We start from the raw sequence: 17168 nt of genomic DNA on the forward strand, positions 1-17168 counted from the left end.
CCCCTTAGGATACTGCATCAGCTAAATCAGCACCTGCTTTAAATTTTACCACTTTTTTAGCAGGGATTTTAATTTCTTTTCCTGTTTGCGGGTTTCTACCGGTACGTGCACCACGTTCGCTTACTGAAAAAGTTCCAAATCCAATCAAAGCTACTCTGTCACCACCTTTAAGGGCGTCTGTTGTTGCGCCGATAAAAGCGTCCAGAGCTTTTTTAGCGTCAGCTTTCGTCAAGCCGGCTCCTGCGGCAATTGCATCAATTAATTGTGCTTTGTTCATAAGTTAAAAAATTTAAATGAAAAACTAAATTGTTGTAAATAAGTAATTTGTGTTTATTTCTAATTGTTATTGTTGCCGGCTTTTCCTTAAAGTCAAACTCCGGAAAGCCAGTAAAATCAACTGTTTCAGAGAACATTTTACAATAGTGTAGCTAAATTCAGAAATAACTTTCAAAAATGCAACCCTATTCCTTCTTTTTTTTTCAGCATTTCTAAATTTTTTTTGCCTTTAGGTTTTTTAAGATCAAAAAAAATTCTACTTTTGTCGCGCCTGGAGAGATGGCAGAGTGGTCGAATGCGGCGGTCTTGAAAACCGTTGAACCGCGAGGTTCCGGGGGTTCGAATCCCTCTCTCTCCGCAACAAAAATCCATTAGTTTTCTGATGGATTTTTTTGTTTTATAACCTGTTGATAACTTTTTGAGTTAATTCCTTTATTTTCAGTATGAACGGCGTGTCGTCGTCTGTCTCGTTGAATTTCCGAAAGAGTAAAATAAGTTGATTTTTGGGGAGTTTGTTTTGATGTAGATTCATTTTTTGGATCAAGGTTGAAATATGACTTTGGCTGATATGCTTGTCAAAGGAGTTATTTGGTCTGTGAAATAACTGATGTTTGTTCAAAATTTCACTGCATGTTGGATTGGCAGATCAAATAATCTTCATGTGTTACGTTGAATTGTAAAGCTGATATACTAAAGTTTTCTGGCTGCTGTACCAATTCAGAATTTACTGAATTAATATGAGGGCACTTTTTGAAATTGAAATTCCAGCGAATTTAAAAAACCAGGTATTAGGTTTTGGCTAATTTAATCAGAAACTGTTTTCAGTTATTATTTCCTTTTAGCGCCGCTCAGAAAGTTTTGGGTGCGCTTTAGTAGATTCTGTTGAAGCGACGAGGTTTCGTTTGTCTGAGTCGATGAAAGCTCCTTGCAATTGGACTGTGTAATTGAAATATTGTGTTAACCAGCTAAAGTCTGAATTTGACAATGCGATTGTGTTGTTGTTTAATCTTTCCTTTTTGCAGAAATTGTAGTATTCAGAAAAGAGTCCCTTTTATTTTGTGTGGTGTTTTGAGCTGTTCCGCCCAGTTTCGATTTGTTATAAAAAAAAGGACGGGTCAACACCCATCCTTTTCATCTAACTAAACCAATAAAACTAATCAAACCTAAACCTATGAACTAAAACTATGCTGCAAAGATAAGGTCGGATTTTGGATTTTGAGTTAAGCGAATGTTAAAAAATATGTTGTTAAACATTTCTTAACAATGTGTTTTTTTAATCTTCTTTGGCTTTTTTGTCTTCTCCGGCTATGGAATCACGCATAGAAGTATCTGCCATTATGTTCTTGTATTTCATGTAATCCATAACTCCAAGGTTGCCGTTTTTAAAGGCTTCTGCAATGGCCAGCGGAACTTTAACTTCGGCCTCAATAACTTTTGCACGGGCTTCCTGAGCCTTGGCTTTCATTTCCTGTTCCAGTGCGATTGCCATGGCCCGACGTTCTTCTGCTTTTGCCTGTGCAATATTTTTATCGGCTTCGGCCTGATCGATTTGCAATCCTGCTCCTATGTTTTTACCGATGTCGATGTCTGCAATATCAATAGAAAGAATTTCGAAGGCTGTACCGGCGTCTAATCCTTTTTCTAGCACGACGCGCGAAATAAAATCAGGATTTTCTAAAACAGCTTTGTGCGAGTGCGACGAGCCTATTGAAGAAACGATGCCCTCGCCAACACGGGCAAGAACGGTGTCTTCTCCGGCGCCACCCACCAACTGTTTAATGCTGGCACGAACGGTTACTCTTGCTTTTGCGATAAGCTGGATGCCGTCTTTTGCAACTGCCGTAACAGGAGGCGTGTTGATTACTTTAGGATTTACCGACATTTGGACAGCTTCAAATACATCTCGCCCGGCCAGGTCAATTGCAGTGGCCATTTTGAATGGCAGTTCGATGTTCGCTTTTGAGGCCGAAACCAGTGCATGTACTACATTGGCAACATGCCCTCCGGCAAGGTAGTGGGCTTCCAAATCGTTTCGGTTTAAAGGAACTCCCGCTTTAGTGCCTTCAATCAGAGCGCGCACGATAACTCCCGGAGGAACTTTCCTGAAACGCATGAGGAAGAGTTGAAGCAACGAAATTTTTACTCCGGACACCAGTGCCGAAAACCATAGTCCGATGGGAATGAAATAAAGGATAATGAAAAGTAGTATAACAACACCAATCACTAGTCCAAATGTACCTATTGATTCCATTTTTTTTATTTTACAGGTTCTACAATAATTTTATTCGTCAGTATTTTAACAACTTTAATTTCTGTGCTTTGGTCGATAAATCCGCCAACCGATTGGGCTTCCACTACTTCGCCGTTTACTTTTACTTTTCCGGATGGAGCCAAACGGCCAATGGTTTTTCCAGTGTCTCCAATGTGTATTTTTTCGTTGTTAACGGTTTCTACTTTCCCGTCGATGCTGGATTCAAGCACCATTTTTTTCCCGGCTTTCGATTTGAAAAAATAGTAAATAAGTAACGGCGACGCAATCAATACAAAGGTAAGCGTCAGAAAACCAATTCCGGTTCCGTAGTTTGTAAAAGCCAGGTAAACACTAAATCCGAGTAAAAAGAATCCGCCAATTCCGGCGATGGTAACGCCGGGAATTACCGCGAACTCAATGAGCAATAGTAAAAGCCCCAGAAAAATGAGCAGTATAATGGTAAATGCTGTCATGTTAGAATATCAATGGTGGAGTTTAATTCCCTTTGTTGCAAAGCGTCTTTCATTTGTTTCAGTGTTTCAAATTTTCCTTTTCTGATGTCGCAGCTGCCTTTGTGGTGCGTAATAAGCGTACACTGAATGGCTTGTTCGTAATCGTGATCGCAAATATCAACCAACGCTTCAATTACGTAATCGAAGTTGTGCACGTCATCGTTATGAAGAATCAGCGAATAACCGCCGCATGCTTCATTTTGTTTGCCGGAATCCGGTTTGCGTTTTGTCTCTTTAGATGTCATCGCCTGCTTCAATTTTTTTTGCCTGCTCCAAAGTTATTCTTTTTCCGTTAAAATACGGCACAACAAGCGCATCTTCTATCCCTTCCTGTTTAACCTGATTACGCATTTTCTCAGCATCTTCAAAGTTGGTAAGATTACCCGTTGTGTAAACTACTACTCCCTGCTCATCGGTGTAATTGTCAATTTTTCGAATAAGCGAAAGTTTGTTGTACAATCGCTTTCTGTATGCCGGAACTGCGCGGCTGTATGCGCCGATTTGTATTTTGTAAACCAACTGGTCCGCCGGCTGCGTGGCGTTGTTTGGGCTGGGTTCGTACAATTCGGAACCCGCCATGGGAAGCAGAACAATTGAATTGTTTTCTGGCGTAGGTTCCGCCTCGGGAGAGTTGCCACTCAGTGCAGATTCTATTTTTTCATTTTCTACCTGAAAATTGTAAATGGCAACTGAACCGGCATTTTCCCAGAATTTTTTTTCTGCGGTTCTGGCAGCCCTAAATTTTTCTTTTATTTCGTCCTGAAGATTGTAGGAGTCTGTTTCCATGGCCAGGATTTTTTCGCCCAGGGTTGCTTTTATTTCCGGATTGGGTTCTTTTTTGTAGTCTTCGCGCAACTTATCAGCTTGGCGGAGTTTTTTATCAAGAGTCTGCTCCAGTTCCCGTCCCTGTTCAAAAAGCTTTTTCCCATCATCTGTTTTAAATTGCGACGAAAAAAGGTAGGTAATCTGATTGTTTACCTGAAAATTTATTTGTTCGCCGGTAGGAAGCCCGTGCGTTGGTTTCACGCCGGGAAGGTCGGGGAGGGCTCTTCTTTCAACGGCAAACTCTTCTGGGTTTTCTGCGGCGCTTTCCCCTGTTTTGTGTACTGTTTGGTTTTCCACTTCATAATCGGGGGCCGTTTCTTCTTCGTTTTTTTCTCCGGTGTTAACAGAAACATTGTTTGCAAAAGTGGAGTCCGGTTTCGGAATATCTGTAACTTCAGGTACTGTCAATTCTGCTTCCGGTATTTTTTCCTGCTTAATTTCGGGCTGTTTGGTTATTGAGTTTTCAAACGGGTTTACGTGGTCGAAACACTGCTGTATTTTTTCTGCAATTCCCATTTCCTGCTGCTCGTTTTCCGGGACACTCAACCTAAACTGGTTGTAAAATTTCAGGGCTTGCTCCCAGTTTTCTCGGGCGTGGTATTGCATTCCTTTGTAGTAGTTGAGTCGGTCGGGAGTTACATTCTCTCCGGCCAGAAGCAAACAATTTAAATCGCTGTCGCCAAAATGCCCTGTTTCTGTTCGCGAAGCACCGTAATAATAATTTAACATAGGATTTTGCGGGTCTTCATTTAGCAAATGTTTAAACAATGCTTCAGCTTCTGCAAAATTGCCTGCATCAAAAAGTTGCATGGCTTTTACTGCCGAAATGTTTTGGTGGCCGGCATAAATTCTTTCATTTACAGCAAACAAAAGAAAAATGAAAAATGTTAATCTGATAATATTTGTACGGTTCTGCATGGTTTCAAAATATATTGATTTCAACTGCAACGTAAAATTACAAAAAATGTGCAATGCGCTACAAATAGCAGATTACAAACCGTAGGAATCTGTTGAGAAGTAGCCTGACTTTTATCATTAAATAACGTATATTTGTAACTCTTCGAAAAAAAAGGAAAAAACAACATGACAAAATTGAAGGCAGGAGATAAAGCGCCTGATTTTACTGGAATTAATCAGGACGAAAAAGAAATTAAATTGACCGATTTTGCCGGGAAAAAACTGATACTTTATTTTTATCCGAAAGATAATACACCGGGTTGCACAGCCGAATCGTGTAACCTGAATGACAATTACAATCAGTGGCTCGAAAAAGGTTTTGAGGTGGTTGGGGTTAGTCCTGACAGTGTAGCGTCTCATCAGAAATTCAGAGAAAAATTTGGATTGAAATTCAATTTGATTGCCGATACAGAAAAGGAGATTTTGCAGGCCTACGGAGCGTGGGGCGAAAAAAGTATGTATGGCAGAAAATATATGGGAGTTATCAGAACTACTTTCGTGATTGACGAAAACGGAGTCATTCAGGAAGTTTTTGAAAAAGTAAAAACCAAAGATCATACAAACCAGATTTTTAAAAGTTTGAATATTTAACCTGTACTGAACATGACTAAAGAAGAAAAAGCAACAGTGAACAAGGAAAAGCTGAAAGCCCTTCAGCTTACCATGGATAAAATCGAAAAAAGTTACGGAAAAGGTTCAATCATGCGTTTAGGCGACAGGGTAGCCGAAGATGTTCCGGCCATTTCATCGGGCTCGGTAGCATTGGATGTTGCACTGGGTGTTGGTGGTTATCCGAGAGGTCGCGTGGTGGAAATCTACGGACCTGAATCATCGGGGAAAACAACGCTGGCCATTCATGCCATTGCCGAAGCACAAAAAGCAGGTGGCATTGCAGCCATTGTTGATGCTGAGCATGCATTTGACCCGTACTATGCACAGAAGTTGGGCGTAGATATTGAAGAATTGTTGATTTCGCAACCCGACAACGGGGAGCAGGCGCTGGAGATTGTTGACAACCTCGTCCGGTCAGGCGCTGTTGATATTGTTGTTATCGACTCGGTAGCAGCACTTACACCAAAGGCAGAGCTCGAAGGCGAAATGGGAGACTCAAAAATGGGGTTGCAGGCGCGGCTCATGTCTCAGGCTTTACGTAAGCTCACAGCCAATATCAATAAAACAAAAACCTGCTGTATTTTCATTAACCAGTTGCGCGAAAAAATTGGCGTGATGTTCGGTAATCCTGAAACTACAACCGGAGGTAATGCCCTGAAATTTTATGCTTCTGTACGTTTGGATATCCGTCGTATTGGACAGATTAAAGACGGTGATGAAGTGATGGGGAACAACGTGCGCGTGAAAGTGGTGAAGAATAAAGTGGCTCCGCCATTCCGCAAGGCAGAATTTGATATACTTTACGGAGAAGGCATTTCAAAATCCGGAGAAATTATTGATTTGGGTGTACAGTTTAATATTGTAAAGAAAAGTGGTTCATGGTTCAGTTATGGGGAAACGAAACTTGGTCAGGGGCGCGAAACGGTGCGTAAACTGATTATTGATAATCCGGAACTGGCACAGGAACTGGAAACAAAAATTCTGGAAGCTATTTCAGGAAAAACAGAAACAACAGCTTAAGATCGATCACAAATGGCAGATAATACCGGATGATCCGATTCTGTCGTTTCATCCGGTTTTTTTTTAATCTGAAAAACAAAAAAATGAAAGTATTAAAGTTTGGCGGCACTTCGGTGGGGTCGGCCGACAATATCAGGAAGGTAAGAGAAATTGTTCTGCAGCAAAAGGAAGATACTATTGTTGTGGTTTCTGCATTGGGTGGAGTTACCGACCTTATTTTAAACGCGGCGAAAATTGCTTCTGCGGGTTCCGGCGACTTTCAACCGGTTCTGGAAGAGATAAAAAGAAGGCACAAACAAACCATTGCCGACCTTTTTAACGGCTCGGGAGCCATGGTATATATTGCCGAAGAGTTGCTCGATGAACTGGAGCAGATTCTTACCGGAATTACTCTTGTGGGAGAACTGACCGCCAAAACCCTTGACCGGATTGCAGGAATTGGAGAACGTATTTCTTCGCACCTGGTAGCACAGGTTATCCCAGGTGCTGTTAGAGTTGATTCTGCCGAACTTATTCAAACCGATAGCAATTTCGGGAAGGCGCGGGTGAATTTTGATGCAACCAACCGGGCGCTTAAAGAGCAGTTTTGCGATTTTTCGGGAATTGCAGTTATGCCGGGGTTTATTGCTAAAAATGCAAAAGGCGAGTTTACAACGCTCGGAAGGGGAGGTTCTGATTATACCGCTGCCATTATAGCCGCTTCGCTGGAAGTGCATTCCCTGGAGATTTGGACTGATGTAGACGGTTTTATGACCGCAGATCCACGTATCATCAGCAAAGCGTACACCATTCCCGAACTCACCTATTCCGAGGCAATGGAGCTTTCTCACTTTGGTGCGAAAGTTATTTATCCGCCTACTATTTTGCCAGTTTATCAGAAAGGAATTCCGATTCGAATAAAAAATACATTTAAACCGAAAAGTGAAGGAACACTGATTTTAAGAACGGCAAAAACTCCAAAAGAAAGGCCAATTAAAGGTATTTCTTCTATTTCCGGAATTACGCTCGTTACGCTGCAGGGAATTGGTATGGTAGGTGTTACCGGTATTTCTATGCGTTTTTTTACCGCGCTGGCAAGCGTTAATGTGAACGTAATTTTAATTTCACAGGCTTCTTCAGAAAATTCGATTAGTGTTGCTATTGGCGAACAGTCTGTTGAATTGGCCGAAAGCGCTATTCGGGAGGAATTTGCAAAAGAAATTGATGCCGGCCTGGTTAGCAAAATAGATATTGAAAGCGACCTTTCGGTTGTGGCAATCGTGGGTGAAAATATGAAACAGACTACCGGTATTGCCGGCAAGTTGTTTTCTACCATGGGAAAAAACGGCGTTAATATTATCGCCATTGCGCAGGGTGCATCTGAACTGAATATTTCGTGGGTCGTAAAAACTTCTGAGCTGCGTAAAACACTGAACGTGGTGCACGAATCATTTTTCCTTTCGGAAAATGTGGAACTGAATGTTTTTCTGATGGGAATTGGTACAGTAGGCAGCAATTTATTGCAACAACTGCAAAAACAGCAACAAAAACTACTCGACGAAAAACATCTGAAAATTAAGCTCGCCGGCGTGGCCAATACAAAAAAAATGGCTTTTAAACGCGAGGGCATCAATTTAGTTTCTTTCCGAGAAGAACTGGACCAATCGGAAATTAAATCGAGCTTAAGCGGTTTTATTAATGAGATGAAATCCATGAATATTTACAATTCGGTGTTTGTGGATTGCACCGCTTCCGAACAGGTTTCAACTTTTTATAACGAGATTTTAGGCTCTAACGTGTCGGTTGTGGCAGCCAACAAAGTGGCCGCTTCTTCGGCCTACGATAACTATATCGGCTTAAAAAATATGGCCAAACAAAAAGGTGTTAAATTTTTGTTTGAAACCAATGTGGGCGCCGGATTGCCTATAATTAACACGTTGAATGATTTGGTAAATTCCGGCGACAAGGTTTTAAAAATTGAGGCCGTACTGTCCGGAACGCTGAACTTTATTTTCAATACAATTTCGCAGGAAACGCCGTTGAGCGAAACCATAAAAATGGCTAAAGATCAAGGTTTTTCGGAACCCGATCCGCGTGTGGATTTGAGTGGCGTGGATGTTGCCCGTAAAATTTTGATTCTTGCACGAGAATCCGGTTACCCGCTGGAAATGGAGGATATTGTAATCAATCGGTTTATTCCAAACGAGTTTTTTGAAGGCTCTTTGGACGATTTCTGGAAGAATATTTCGCAACTCGATGCGGGTTTTGAGGAAAAACGAAAAACGCTGGAAGCAGAGGATAAGAAATGGAGATTTGTTGCCCGGTTTGAAAACGGAAAAGCGAATGTCGGACTTCAGGAAGTCAGCTCTCATCATCCGTTTTATGATTTGGAAGGCAGCAATAATCTGGTAATGTACACCACCGAGCGGTATCATGAATCTCCCATGCTGATAAAAGGATACGGAGCTGGTGCTTCGGTAACCGCAGCCGGTGTATTTGCCGATTTAATCAGGGTGTCGAACATTTAATTTTGAAAACGATGAAACATTTAATTATACTTGGTGATGGAATGGCTGACGAGCCGTTGGCTGATTTTGGAGGGAAAACACCACTTCAAATGGCCAACAAACCAAACATCGACTGGCTGGCAGAAAACGGGCAGTCAGGGAGGTTGATTACTGTTCCGGCAGCAATGCATCCCGGTAGCGAAATTGCCAACATGGCTGTTCTCGGCTACGATGTGGAGAAGGTTTACGAGGGCCGCGGGGTGCTCGAAGCCGCCAGTATGGGGGTTGAGCTGCAACCCGGCGATTTGGCGTTGCGTTGCAACCTGCTCACCATCGAAAATGAGATTTTGTTGAACCACTCAGGCGGCCATATTTCCAGCGAGGAAGCTGCAGAATTAATTCATTTTCTGGATGAAAAGCTGGGAAACGATCAGGTGAAGTTCTACCCCGGAGTGTCGTACAGGCATTTGTTGGTAATAAAAAACGGAAACAAGCACCTCAACTGCACGCCGCCGCACGACGTTCCCGGAACTCCGTATAAAAACGTGTTGATAAAACCGGAATTGGACGCCGCCGAAAATACTGCGGAATTGTTAAACAGTCTGATTGAAAAATCCCAGGAGCTTTTAACAGACCATCCGGTAAATGTAAAAAGAAAACAGATGGGCAAGCCAGTGGCAAATAGTATTTGGCCATGGTCGCCCGGGTATAAACCCCAAATGCCAACTTTAAAAGAGATGTTTGGCATCGAAAAATCGGCGGTTATTTCTGCCGTCGATTTAATTCAGGGAATCGGGGTTTACGCCGGAATGGAAGTTATTCGTGTTGAGGGTGCAACCGGTTTGTACGATACCAATTACGAAGGAAAAGCTCAGGCTGCTGTGGATGCCCTGAAAACAAACGATTTTGTGTACCTGCACATTGAAGCCAGCGACGAAGCCGGCCACGAAGGCGATGTGGAACTCAAAACAAGAACCATTGAATACCTCGACCAGCGCGTGGTAAAATATATTCTGGAAGAAACCCGCAAAATGGAAGAGCCGGTGGCCATCGCAGTGTTGCCTGATCATCCTACTCCCTGCGCGCTGAAAACCCACACACACGAACCGGTTCCGTTTTTAATTTATAAACCCGGAATTGAACCCGACGCTGTGAATGTTTACGACGAGTTTGATGTTCAAAAAGGTTCTTTGGGCTTACTAAAAGGGGATGAATTTATTAAAAGCGTTTTGAAGGTCTGAAAAACTGACCGGCTTTTTTTCGATAGTTTACTAAAAGAATTGGAGGTTCAGCAGGTGTTTGTGTTGCCGGTTGAGCCTCTAATTATTTTATCATCAGTGAGCTACAGAGTGGGGAAGAGTAGTGTTCGCATTTGCTCTTCTTTTCGGTTTTTTGTTGTGTCTGTTTTTCGAGAATCGGTTTCAGAATAAAAAACCGATGGTCATTCCTCCGGTAAAGTTTAAATGATGAGTGGATTCGTTGATTATTTCTTCTCCTTCTTTGTGTGTAACATCGCAATATAAATTGTAGCCCAGTCCTAATCCGAAATCAAAAGTAATCCGCTTATCCAACACAAATTGATACCCTGGTTTCAACCCCACTCCGGCGGTTTTTACATCATCTCTCGAGTACACAGAACTGCTGCCTGACTCCATGTCTCTTGCAACCCGGTAATCTTTGTAGAACAGATAGCCTCCAAGATAAAAGCCTTCCGCCCATTTTTTATTTTTTGAAAAATAGTAGCGAAACTCAGGAGTAATCTGGAGGTTGTAATTATCCGGATTTGCCAGTCCTGCGTAACTGTAATGAATGGCTAGATTTACGCTGGTTTTGTTTCCGGTGCGATACTCATATTCGATACCTCCGGGTGCCACCCCAACTTTAATCACGTTACTGAAAACCGAACTGCCGGTAGCGTTTTTGTCTTGCTGAGCCTGTGCTTTTCCAAACAAAAAAGAAGCTGAGATTATTAGTAAAGTTAATATTCTTTCCATATTGGTTTTTTGATTTTTGGCAAAGCCGTAAATAGCTTGACATCGCGGGCTAAAAGTAGGTATTAGTTTTTGAATTGAAAGTAGAATGCCCGAATTTTCCAGCGTAAAATAAGAGCAATGAAAAGTCGCTACCCAAAGATTTCAGAAAGAGCCTTGTTGATGGTGGAATAGTTAAATTCAAAGCCGGCCTCTGTCAGTTTCTGAGGTAGTACAGCCGGACTTTGTGTGAGGATTTCGGCAGCCTTTCCAAATAATAGTTTAAGCGCAAATTCCGGCGTGGAAAAAGCAGTCGGACGTTTTAGCTTTTTTCCTAAGGCCTGGGTAAAATCAAGGTTTGTTATCTGCTGGGGAGCAACCAGATTGAATACTCCGCCAATATTATTTTTGCTTGTTGCCCACAGAAATGCATGTGCCACGTCTGTTTCGTGAACGAATGGGAAAGGTTGCTTGCCACTGCCTGTTTTTCCTCCAATGCCCAGTTTGAATGGCAGAAGCAGCTTTTTTATGGTTGCCGACCTTTTTCCAAGTACCACGGCAATGCGGAAAACAGTAAGTTGCATCTCGCCGGGAAGTCTGTTCCAGGCGTTTTCCCAGCTTTTAACTACTTCTCCTAAAAATCCGTTGTCGAAATTAACGCTTGCTTCGGTGTGCCGTTTTCCCGGTGCGTATATTCCGATTGCAGAGGCGGCTATTACTTTTGATGGGCGTTCTTCGGGAAATAATAGTTGGCATGCCCGGGCCAGATTTTTAGTTGTTTGAACACGGCTTTCGTATATAATTTTTTTGTTTTTGGTATTCCAGCGTTGCAACACCGGCGCACCTGCGAGGTTAATCAGTACGTCGCTTTTTTTTAGTTCGCCGGCAAGGTTTTCGGCGGGCCCGTAAAGCAGGTCGCGCCGGATGCCGGAAACATCGTAGCCTTCTTCTTGTAGTTTATTGGCAATTACTTTTCCGAGATATCCGGAAGCCCCGGCTATTTTAATTTTTGTGGTGCTGTTGTTTTGTGCCATTGTTCCCTTTTTTTTTGTGCAGATGCCTGTTGTTCTCCGCCTTTTATAATCTGTAGAATAAATAACAATTTAAAACTGATGAAGTTAATGCTCAATACATCTATTTATTTTTTGAAGATCTGTTGCATGTTTGAGTCCGGTGCCTTTTTTCTGAAAATGTTTCTCTTTTTCGACCTGCATGCCGAATGAGTTGTTTCAAGATTGCGAAGGACAAGATTTGTATGCTTTTTCAAAAAAAATTAACGTGGCAGGTTTAGCGGCCGTTGTAGTGGGTTGACTTGTTGTGTAAGTGCCAACTGCGTTGTTGCCGGTTGTTTTTCAATCTGATAATATTGGGTTGGTATGTAAACTTTTCGTTCTGTTCGCGATTGCTGCAACGGTTTCTTACATTATTATCCGTATTTTTACACTCAGTTAGAATTGTTGCATTTTCTGAAATAAAATTGTCGCCATAGCCGGTCAGAAAACCGGTGTTATACAATGCAGAAAATGCGCAGCCGGACAAAAAATTGTACGATAAAATAAAAATAGTGGATTTGTGTACAATGCCCGAATAATAATTGACCTGTGACAGAACGGAAATTGCGGCCAATAAACTACAGAGGCGGGCGTACCTCCCTGCTGTTATCGACAGGAATGTGAAAGATGAAGGATTTTTTTCCGGGCGAAGGTTTTTACCTGGTATCGCAAACTAATAAAAGATGTTTCGTACTTATAAAATAATTTTGGAGAGAAAATGGGAGGAATGGCTGAACAGGCTGGTGGCCTGGCGCATTGCCCGCATTTCGGAAAGACAGTTTTTATATGCTTTAAGCATAGTTGTTGGACTTTTAAGTGGCTTGGCTGCGTTTTTGCTGAAAAGCCTGATTCATTTTGTGGCGGAAAAATTAACGGGCTTAATTGATGTTGGATTTACCAACTACCTGTTTTTAGTGTATCCGCTGGTCGGAATATTTTTAACGGTTCTTTTTGTCCGCTACATAGTTAAAGACGATATCGGGCACGGGGTGTCCAAAATTCTATACTCCATTTCACGGCAAAGCAGCCGGATAAAACCTCACAATACATGGACGTCGATGGTGGCCAGTTCGTTAACCATCGGACTGGGGGGATCGGTAGGAGCCGAAGCCCCGATTGTACTCACCGGAGCTTCCATCGGTTCTAATCTGGCAAGCCTTTTTAAACTGAACTACAAATACGTTACGCTGATGGTTGGTTGCGGAGCCGCAGGAGCCATTGCCGGAATTTTTAATGCGCCCATTGCCGGAATCGTGTTTACACTGGAAGTGCTGATGCTCGATTTAACAATGGCATCGTTAATTCCGTTGCTTATTTCGGCAGTAACGGCAACTATGTTTTCCTACTTTTCTTTGGGCGAAGGCGTTTTGCTGAGGTTCATGCAAATTCATCATTTTTCGCTTGATACCGTTTGGTTTTACATTTTACTTGGCATCTTTACCGGGCTTGTCGGCATCTGGTTTACCCGAATGACGATGTTTCTGGAGCTGAAGTTCAAGAATATTAAAAAGTGGGGGCTTCGGCTTTTGATAGGCGGCCTGGTTATGGGATTTATGGTTTTTATTTTTCCTCCACTGTGGGGTGAAGGTTACCGCGAAATTGGGCTTATTTTTAGCGGAAAAGGTGCTGACTTACTCAATAATTCCTTGTTTGTAAACTGGAAAGGCAATGAATATCTGGTTTTGATATTTTTGGCGGGAATCCTCATTTTTAAGGTTATTGCCATGGTGGCTACTACTGGCTCTGGCGGGGTGGGAGGTATTTTTGCTCCAACACTTTTTATGGGCGCAATTGCAGGTTATTTTTTTGCATTGCTTACCACTATGGTTTCCGGAATTGAGTTGCCCGGCGATAATTTCGCTCTGGCCGGGATGGCGGGAATGATGGCGGCTGTTATGCACGCTCCTTTGACAGGTATTTTTCTGACCGCGGAAATGACTGGCGGATATAATTTGTTTATCCCGCTTATGATAACATCTACAGTGGCTTACGTTACAATCATGCGGTTTGAACCCTATTCGGTTTACACCAAACGGTTGGCCATGGCCGGCGATTTACTCACGCATCATAAAGATAAAGTTGCTCTTCATATGATGAAAGTGCGGAAATTGATTGAAACCGATTTCGAGGTTCTTCGTCCGGATGCCACTTTGCGCGACCTTGTGAAAGCCATTTCCGTGTCGCACAGAAATCTTTATCCGGTGGTTGACGAAAATGAGACGTTGTTGGGAATGGTTAAACTTGCGGACGTGCGTTCGTTGATTTTCGAGCAGGAACTCTACGATAAGGTATTTGTCAGAGACCTGATGTACATGCCTGAATATTTTATTTCTCCTGACGATAGCATGGAGAAAGTGGTAGAAAAGTTTGAAACTTCGGGCCGTTACAATCTGGCGGTTATTGAAGATGGAAAATATCTTGGTTTTATCTCGCGGGCAGTGGCCTTTTCGAAATACAGAAAAACGGTACAGGATTTTTCGCACGATTAAAATTTTGTTTCTTTGCAATAAACAACTAAAATATTGTTATTGTGGCTTTAACAACTCGTAGATTGTTTCTTGCAAAAGTTTCTTTGGGCGTTGCCGGACTCGGATTATCAAAATATGCCAATGCCGGTTTTTTGCTCCGAATCAATAATTTTCCGATTGTAATTTCCACCTGGAAACACGGCATCCCGGCCAATGATGCTGCGTGGAAAATTCTTTCGGGCGGCGGATATGCTTTAGATGCAGTGGAAGCCGGTGTACGAGTTGCCGAAGATGATCCTGAAGTGAGGACTGTGGGGTACGGCGGCGCTCCGGATGAAAAAGGAAAAGTAACGCTGGATGCTTGCATCATGGATGAAAAAGGAAATGCCGGAAGCGTAGCATACCTGCAAAATATAAAAAATCCGATTTCTGTTGCGAGGCTGGTTCTGGAAAAAACACCTCATGTGATGCTTAGTGGCGACGGGGCGCTGGAGTTTGCACTGGAAAACGGCTTTAAAAAGGAGAAACTGCTGACGAAAGAGATGCGGAAGCGCTGGAAAAAGTGGAAGAAGGAGGAACGCGAATTCAAAGCGAAAATCAATGTGGAAAATCAGTCGGAAGAGAATCACGATACCATTAGTATGCTGGCCATTGATGCGGGTGGCAGATTGTGTGGTGCATGCACAACAAGCGGGATTGCCTTTAAAATGCACGGACGGGTGGGGGATTCGCCAATAATAGGCGCCGGACTTTTTGTTGATGGCGAAGTTGGCGGAGCGGCAGCAACCGGTTCGGGAGAGTTGGTCATGAAAACGCTCGGGTCGTTTCTGGTTGTTGAATTTATGCGAAACGGCTTGTCTCCCCAGGATGCCTGTACCGCAGCTGTTGAGCGGATTACACAGAAAGTTTCCCACTACGAAAAACATCAGATCGGATATATCGCCATCAGTAAGTCAGGAGAAACAGGAGCGGCCAGTATGCAGCCGGGTTTTAATTATGCGGTGAAAACTGCTGATGTTTCTGAACTCCGTGAAGCCGACGCGTGGTTTAAAAAGTTATAACGGCAGGGGAGTGTGTTTCTTTCAATTTGTTTTTCGGAAGGTTTTGGGGTATAAAAAAAACTGCCCTGTTTTACCAAGGCAGCTTTTGTAAGGTGAGAAATAATTTTTAATTAGATTATCTTCTGGTTCAAATATAAGTTTACCTGTTCAATATTCCTCGTGTTGTGCAATAATATTTTTGTTCTTCAAAATATTTACCATTGCATCAATAATTTCGTCGTCTTGCAGCGAGGCGTAATTAAAAATAACGTCAAAATCTTCGTTGTTTGCTTTTCTTCCAATAATCCGCTCAATAAACGAGTCGCGTTTTTCGTCCATCTCTTTTACGTATCGAACTGCTTCTGCCTGCGAAAAATCGCGTAACTGCATAATGCGGTTAATACGCCATTCCATTGGGGCTTCTAGTCTTACGTTTAATTTATTGGGAATATCTTTGAGAATAATTCCGGCCGATCTGCCAACGATAATTGTTCTTCCTTTGCATGCCAGTCGGCAAACTACGCCTTTGAATGTTTCAATCAGCGATTCGTCAGAAATTTCGTAAATGGTTTCGTTGGAAAATGCCTTTGCAACCTGATGCAGCATTTTTATAGCTTCGTCAGCATCATCGTAATTCCCTTTTTTTACTTCTTCAATTATGTCATCTACCACGTCTTTAAAAATGTTTTTATCCACCCATTTCCATTCGGCATCAGTTTTAGTATCAGACATGTAACTGTATCCGGTTAATATTTTTGAGAGTTTAATTGCAATTCGTTGGGCCGAACAACCCGATTGTCTTGAAATGGTAACGATTGGCCCGGGAAAATCTCCCGTTTCCAAATCACAGCAGGTAATGGTTTTCATAAAACTTTTAATAAATTCTTCCATATTTTGGGTTTATTGATTGCTTGTTCAACTTTATATAGTCGAAATTACAATCTTATCTTTTAGATAAAACAAAATATGTTGTAGAATAGGTTGATTTAAAGATGTTCTATAACAATTTCAGAAATAGGAGAACTGCCCGAAAAGTATTTGTTCAGGCGGAAAATCCGGGTTTTTTAGTTCGAATTTTTGTTTTCCAGGTAAGCCTCCAGAGGCAGCTGTTTTGTAGTATGCTGAGTGCCTGTGGTAAAGAAATATGAATAGCAACCAGTTCCGGGATCCCTATTTTTTAGGAGTCATGTCGTTCATGGTTACACGGTAAATCAGTGTTGTAAAAGGCGGAATTCCGCTCGCACCTTTTGCTCCGAATGCAAAATCAGAATGGATGTACATTTCCACCTCGGCACCTTTATTCATGTACCCGATTCCTTCTATCAGTCCGCCAACGTCATGTTGTGGCTTGTATATAAAACTCCATATTCCTTTCGGATAGATTTCACTAGAGTCCTCTATTTTCCCGCCGTCCGATTTGTACCCGATGTAGGAGACTTTACATGAGTCACCAATTTGCGGAAATGGGCCTTCTCCCGGTTTTCTTATCGTGTAAAAAACCATTAAATCTGTGGTGTCGATATCTTCTCCTTCTGCTTCCAGTTTTTTCATCCATGCATCCAGCTCTTCCCATTCTTGTTCCCTTGTTCGGGGTTCCTGTTCCTCTTCCGGAGTACATGAAACAACTGCGGAAAAGAACAGCGCTACAGCCAGAAACAGGAATGATACAGATTTTGTTGACATAATTTTTAGCAGTTAA

The 17168-nt window shown here is 42.3% G+C and carries 15 protein-coding genes and 1 tRNA gene; 7 read left to right on the forward strand and 9 right to left on the reverse strand.

From position 1 onward, the window contains the following. Nucleotides 1-4: 4 nt before the first annotated feature. Nucleotides 5-277 carry an HU family DNA-binding protein gene (locus tag BUB08_RS05015; RefSeq protein WP_072999485.1) on the reverse strand — a complete coding sequence of 91 codons (273 nt, stop codon included), beginning with the start codon at nt 275-277 and terminating at the stop codon, nt 5-7. A 272-nt stretch (nt 278-549) separates the two neighbouring features. Between BUB08_RS05015 and BUB08_RS05020 the strand changes: the two genes are divergently transcribed. Then, nucleotides 550-634, forward strand: a tRNA-Ser gene (locus BUB08_RS05020). 915 nt (nt 635-1549) lie between these two features. On the opposite strand, the gene floA is transcribed toward BUB08_RS05020, so the two are convergent. Genes floA through BUB08_RS05040 form a run of 4 tightly spaced genes read right to left on the reverse strand, consistent with a single transcriptional unit; the run spans nt 1550 to nt 4782 of the window. Next, nucleotides 1550-2527 carry a flotillin-like protein FloA gene (gene floA, locus BUB08_RS05025; RefSeq protein WP_072999486.1) on the reverse strand — a complete coding sequence of 326 codons (978 nt, stop codon included), beginning with the start codon at nt 2525-2527 and terminating at the stop codon, nt 1550-1552. Nucleotides 2528-2532: 5 nt separating this feature from the next. Beyond that, on the reverse strand, nt 2533-3000 hold the full coding sequence (locus tag BUB08_RS05030; protein WP_072999488.1) for an NfeD family protein: 468 nt from the start codon (nt 2998-3000) through the stop codon (nt 2533-2535). Beyond that, on the reverse strand, nt 2997-3284 hold the full coding sequence (locus BUB08_RS05035; RefSeq protein ID WP_072999490.1) for an ATP-dependent Clp protease adaptor ClpS: 288 nt from the start codon (nt 3282-3284) through the stop codon (nt 2997-2999). Before BUB08_RS05035 ends, BUB08_RS05030 begins: the two co-directional genes overlap by 4 nt. Continuing rightward, complete coding sequence (locus BUB08_RS05040; protein WP_139249620.1) at nt 3274-4782, reverse strand: SPOR domain-containing protein; 1509 nt, start codon at nt 4780-4782, stop codon at nt 3274-3276. The genes BUB08_RS05035 and BUB08_RS05040 overlap by 11 nt, the downstream gene beginning before the upstream one ends. Before the next feature lie 165 nt (nt 4783-4947). Between BUB08_RS05040 and bcp the strand changes: the two genes are divergently transcribed. From bcp to BUB08_RS05060, 4 genes are all read left to right on the forward strand, one after another. Then, a complete protein-coding gene (gene bcp / locus BUB08_RS05045; protein WP_072999493.1) occupies nt 4948-5412 on the forward strand; it encodes a thioredoxin-dependent thiol peroxidase in 465 nt (154 codons plus the stop codon). A 12-nt stretch (nt 5413-5424) separates the two neighbouring features. Then, the gene (gene recA, locus BUB08_RS05050; RefSeq protein WP_072999495.1) at nt 5425-6453 is read left to right on the forward strand and encodes a recombinase RecA; all 1029 of its coding nucleotides are present in this window, start codon (nt 5425-5427) and stop codon (nt 6451-6453) included. Nucleotides 6454-6536: 83 nt separating this feature from the next. Further along, nucleotides 6537-8960, forward strand: a complete 2424-nt coding sequence (thrA, locus tag BUB08_RS05055; protein WP_072999497.1) for a bifunctional aspartate kinase/homoserine dehydrogenase I — start codon at nt 6537-6539, stop codon at nt 8958-8960. 11 nt (nt 8961-8971) lie between these two features. Continuing rightward, nucleotides 8972-10180: a cofactor-independent phosphoglycerate mutase gene (locus BUB08_RS05060; protein ID WP_072999499.1), complete on the forward strand. Its 1209-nt coding sequence runs from the start codon at nt 8972-8974 to the stop codon at nt 10178-10180. A gap of 180 nt (nt 10181-10360) precedes the next feature. On the opposite strand, the gene BUB08_RS05065 is transcribed toward BUB08_RS05060, so the two are convergent. Further along, nucleotides 10361-10933: a DUF3575 domain-containing protein gene (locus BUB08_RS05065; protein ID WP_072999501.1), complete on the reverse strand. Its 573-nt coding sequence runs from the start codon at nt 10931-10933 to the stop codon at nt 10361-10363. 128 nt (nt 10934-11061) lie between these two features. Further along, complete coding sequence (locus tag BUB08_RS05070; protein WP_072999503.1) at nt 11062-11943, reverse strand: TIGR01777 family oxidoreductase; 882 nt, start codon at nt 11941-11943, stop codon at nt 11062-11064. A 701-nt stretch (nt 11944-12644) separates the two neighbouring features. Between BUB08_RS05070 and BUB08_RS05080 the strand changes: the two genes are divergently transcribed. Beyond that, on the forward strand, nt 12645-14450 hold the full coding sequence (locus tag BUB08_RS05080) for a chloride channel protein (RefSeq protein ID WP_072999506.1): 1806 nt from the start codon (nt 12645-12647) through the stop codon (nt 14448-14450). A 41-nt stretch (nt 14451-14491) separates the two neighbouring features. Next, entirely contained in the window at nt 14492-15490 is a 999-nt protein-coding gene (locus tag BUB08_RS05085; protein WP_072999508.1) for a glycosylasparaginase, read from the forward strand. 147 nt (nt 15491-15637) lie between these two features. Here the strand turns inward: BUB08_RS05085 and BUB08_RS05090 are convergent, their stop codons facing one another. Beyond that, nucleotides 15638-16360 (reverse strand): cytidylate kinase-like family protein, encoded by a 723-nt coding sequence (locus BUB08_RS05090; RefSeq protein ID WP_072999509.1) that lies wholly within the window; start codon nt 16358-16360, stop codon nt 15638-15640. 279 nt (nt 16361-16639) lie between these two features. Next, nucleotides 16640-17152, reverse strand: a complete 513-nt coding sequence (locus BUB08_RS05095) for an FKBP-type peptidyl-prolyl cis-trans isomerase (protein ID WP_072999512.1) — start codon at nt 17150-17152, stop codon at nt 16640-16642. Nucleotides 17153-17168: the final 16 nt, after the last annotated feature.

Source organism: Mariniphaga anaerophila (genome assembly GCF_900129025.1).
GTDB lineage: Bacteria > Bacteroidota > Bacteroidia > Bacteroidales > Prolixibacteraceae > Mariniphaga > Mariniphaga anaerophila.

What these genes read in the sequence shown, in the direction of transcription:
- BUB08_RS05090 (WP_072999509.1), bottom strand. Translation starts at nt 16,360, where the DNA reads ATGGAAGAATTTATTAAAAGTTTTATGAAAACCATTACCTGCTGTGAT.
- BUB08_RS05065 (WP_072999501.1), bottom strand. Translation starts at nt 10,933, where the DNA reads ATGGAAAGAATATTAACTTTACTAATAATCTCAGCTTCTTTTTTGTTT.
- BUB08_RS05080 (WP_072999506.1), top strand. Translation starts at nt 12,645, where the DNA reads ATGTTTCGTACTTATAAAATAATTTTGGAGAGAAAATGGGAGGAATGG.
- BUB08_RS05040 (WP_139249620.1), bottom strand. Translation starts at nt 4,782, where the DNA reads ATGCAGAACCGTACAAATATTATCAGATTAACATTTTTCATTTTTCTT.
- BUB08_RS05070 (WP_072999503.1), bottom strand. Translation starts at nt 11,943, where the DNA reads ATGGCACAAAACAACAGCACCACAAAAATTAAAATAGCCGGGGCTTCC.
- recA (WP_072999495.1), top strand. Translation starts at nt 5,425, where the DNA reads ATGACTAAAGAAGAAAAAGCAACAGTGAACAAGGAAAAGCTGAAAGCC.
- BUB08_RS05030 (WP_072999488.1), bottom strand. Translation starts at nt 3,000, where the DNA reads ATGACAGCATTTACCATTATACTGCTCATTTTTCTGGGGCTTTTACTA.
- BUB08_RS05035 (WP_072999490.1), bottom strand. Translation starts at nt 3,284, where the DNA reads ATGACATCTAAAGAGACAAAACGCAAACCGGATTCCGGCAAACAAAAT.
- BUB08_RS05060 (WP_072999499.1), top strand. Translation starts at nt 8,972, where the DNA reads ATGAAACATTTAATTATACTTGGTGATGGAATGGCTGACGAGCCGTTG.
- thrA (WP_072999497.1), top strand. Translation starts at nt 6,537, where the DNA reads ATGAAAGTATTAAAGTTTGGCGGCACTTCGGTGGGGTCGGCCGACAAT.
- BUB08_RS05095 (WP_072999512.1), bottom strand. Translation starts at nt 17,152, where the DNA reads ATGTCAACAAAATCTGTATCATTCCTGTTTCTGGCTGTAGCGCTGTTC.
- bcp (WP_072999493.1), top strand. Translation starts at nt 4,948, where the DNA reads ATGACAAAATTGAAGGCAGGAGATAAAGCGCCTGATTTTACTGGAATT.
- floA (WP_072999486.1), bottom strand. Translation starts at nt 2,527, where the DNA reads ATGGAATCAATAGGTACATTTGGACTAGTGATTGGTGTTGTTATACTA.
- BUB08_RS05015 (WP_072999485.1), bottom strand. Translation starts at nt 277, where the DNA reads ATGAACAAAGCACAATTAATTGATGCAATTGCCGCAGGAGCCGGCTTG.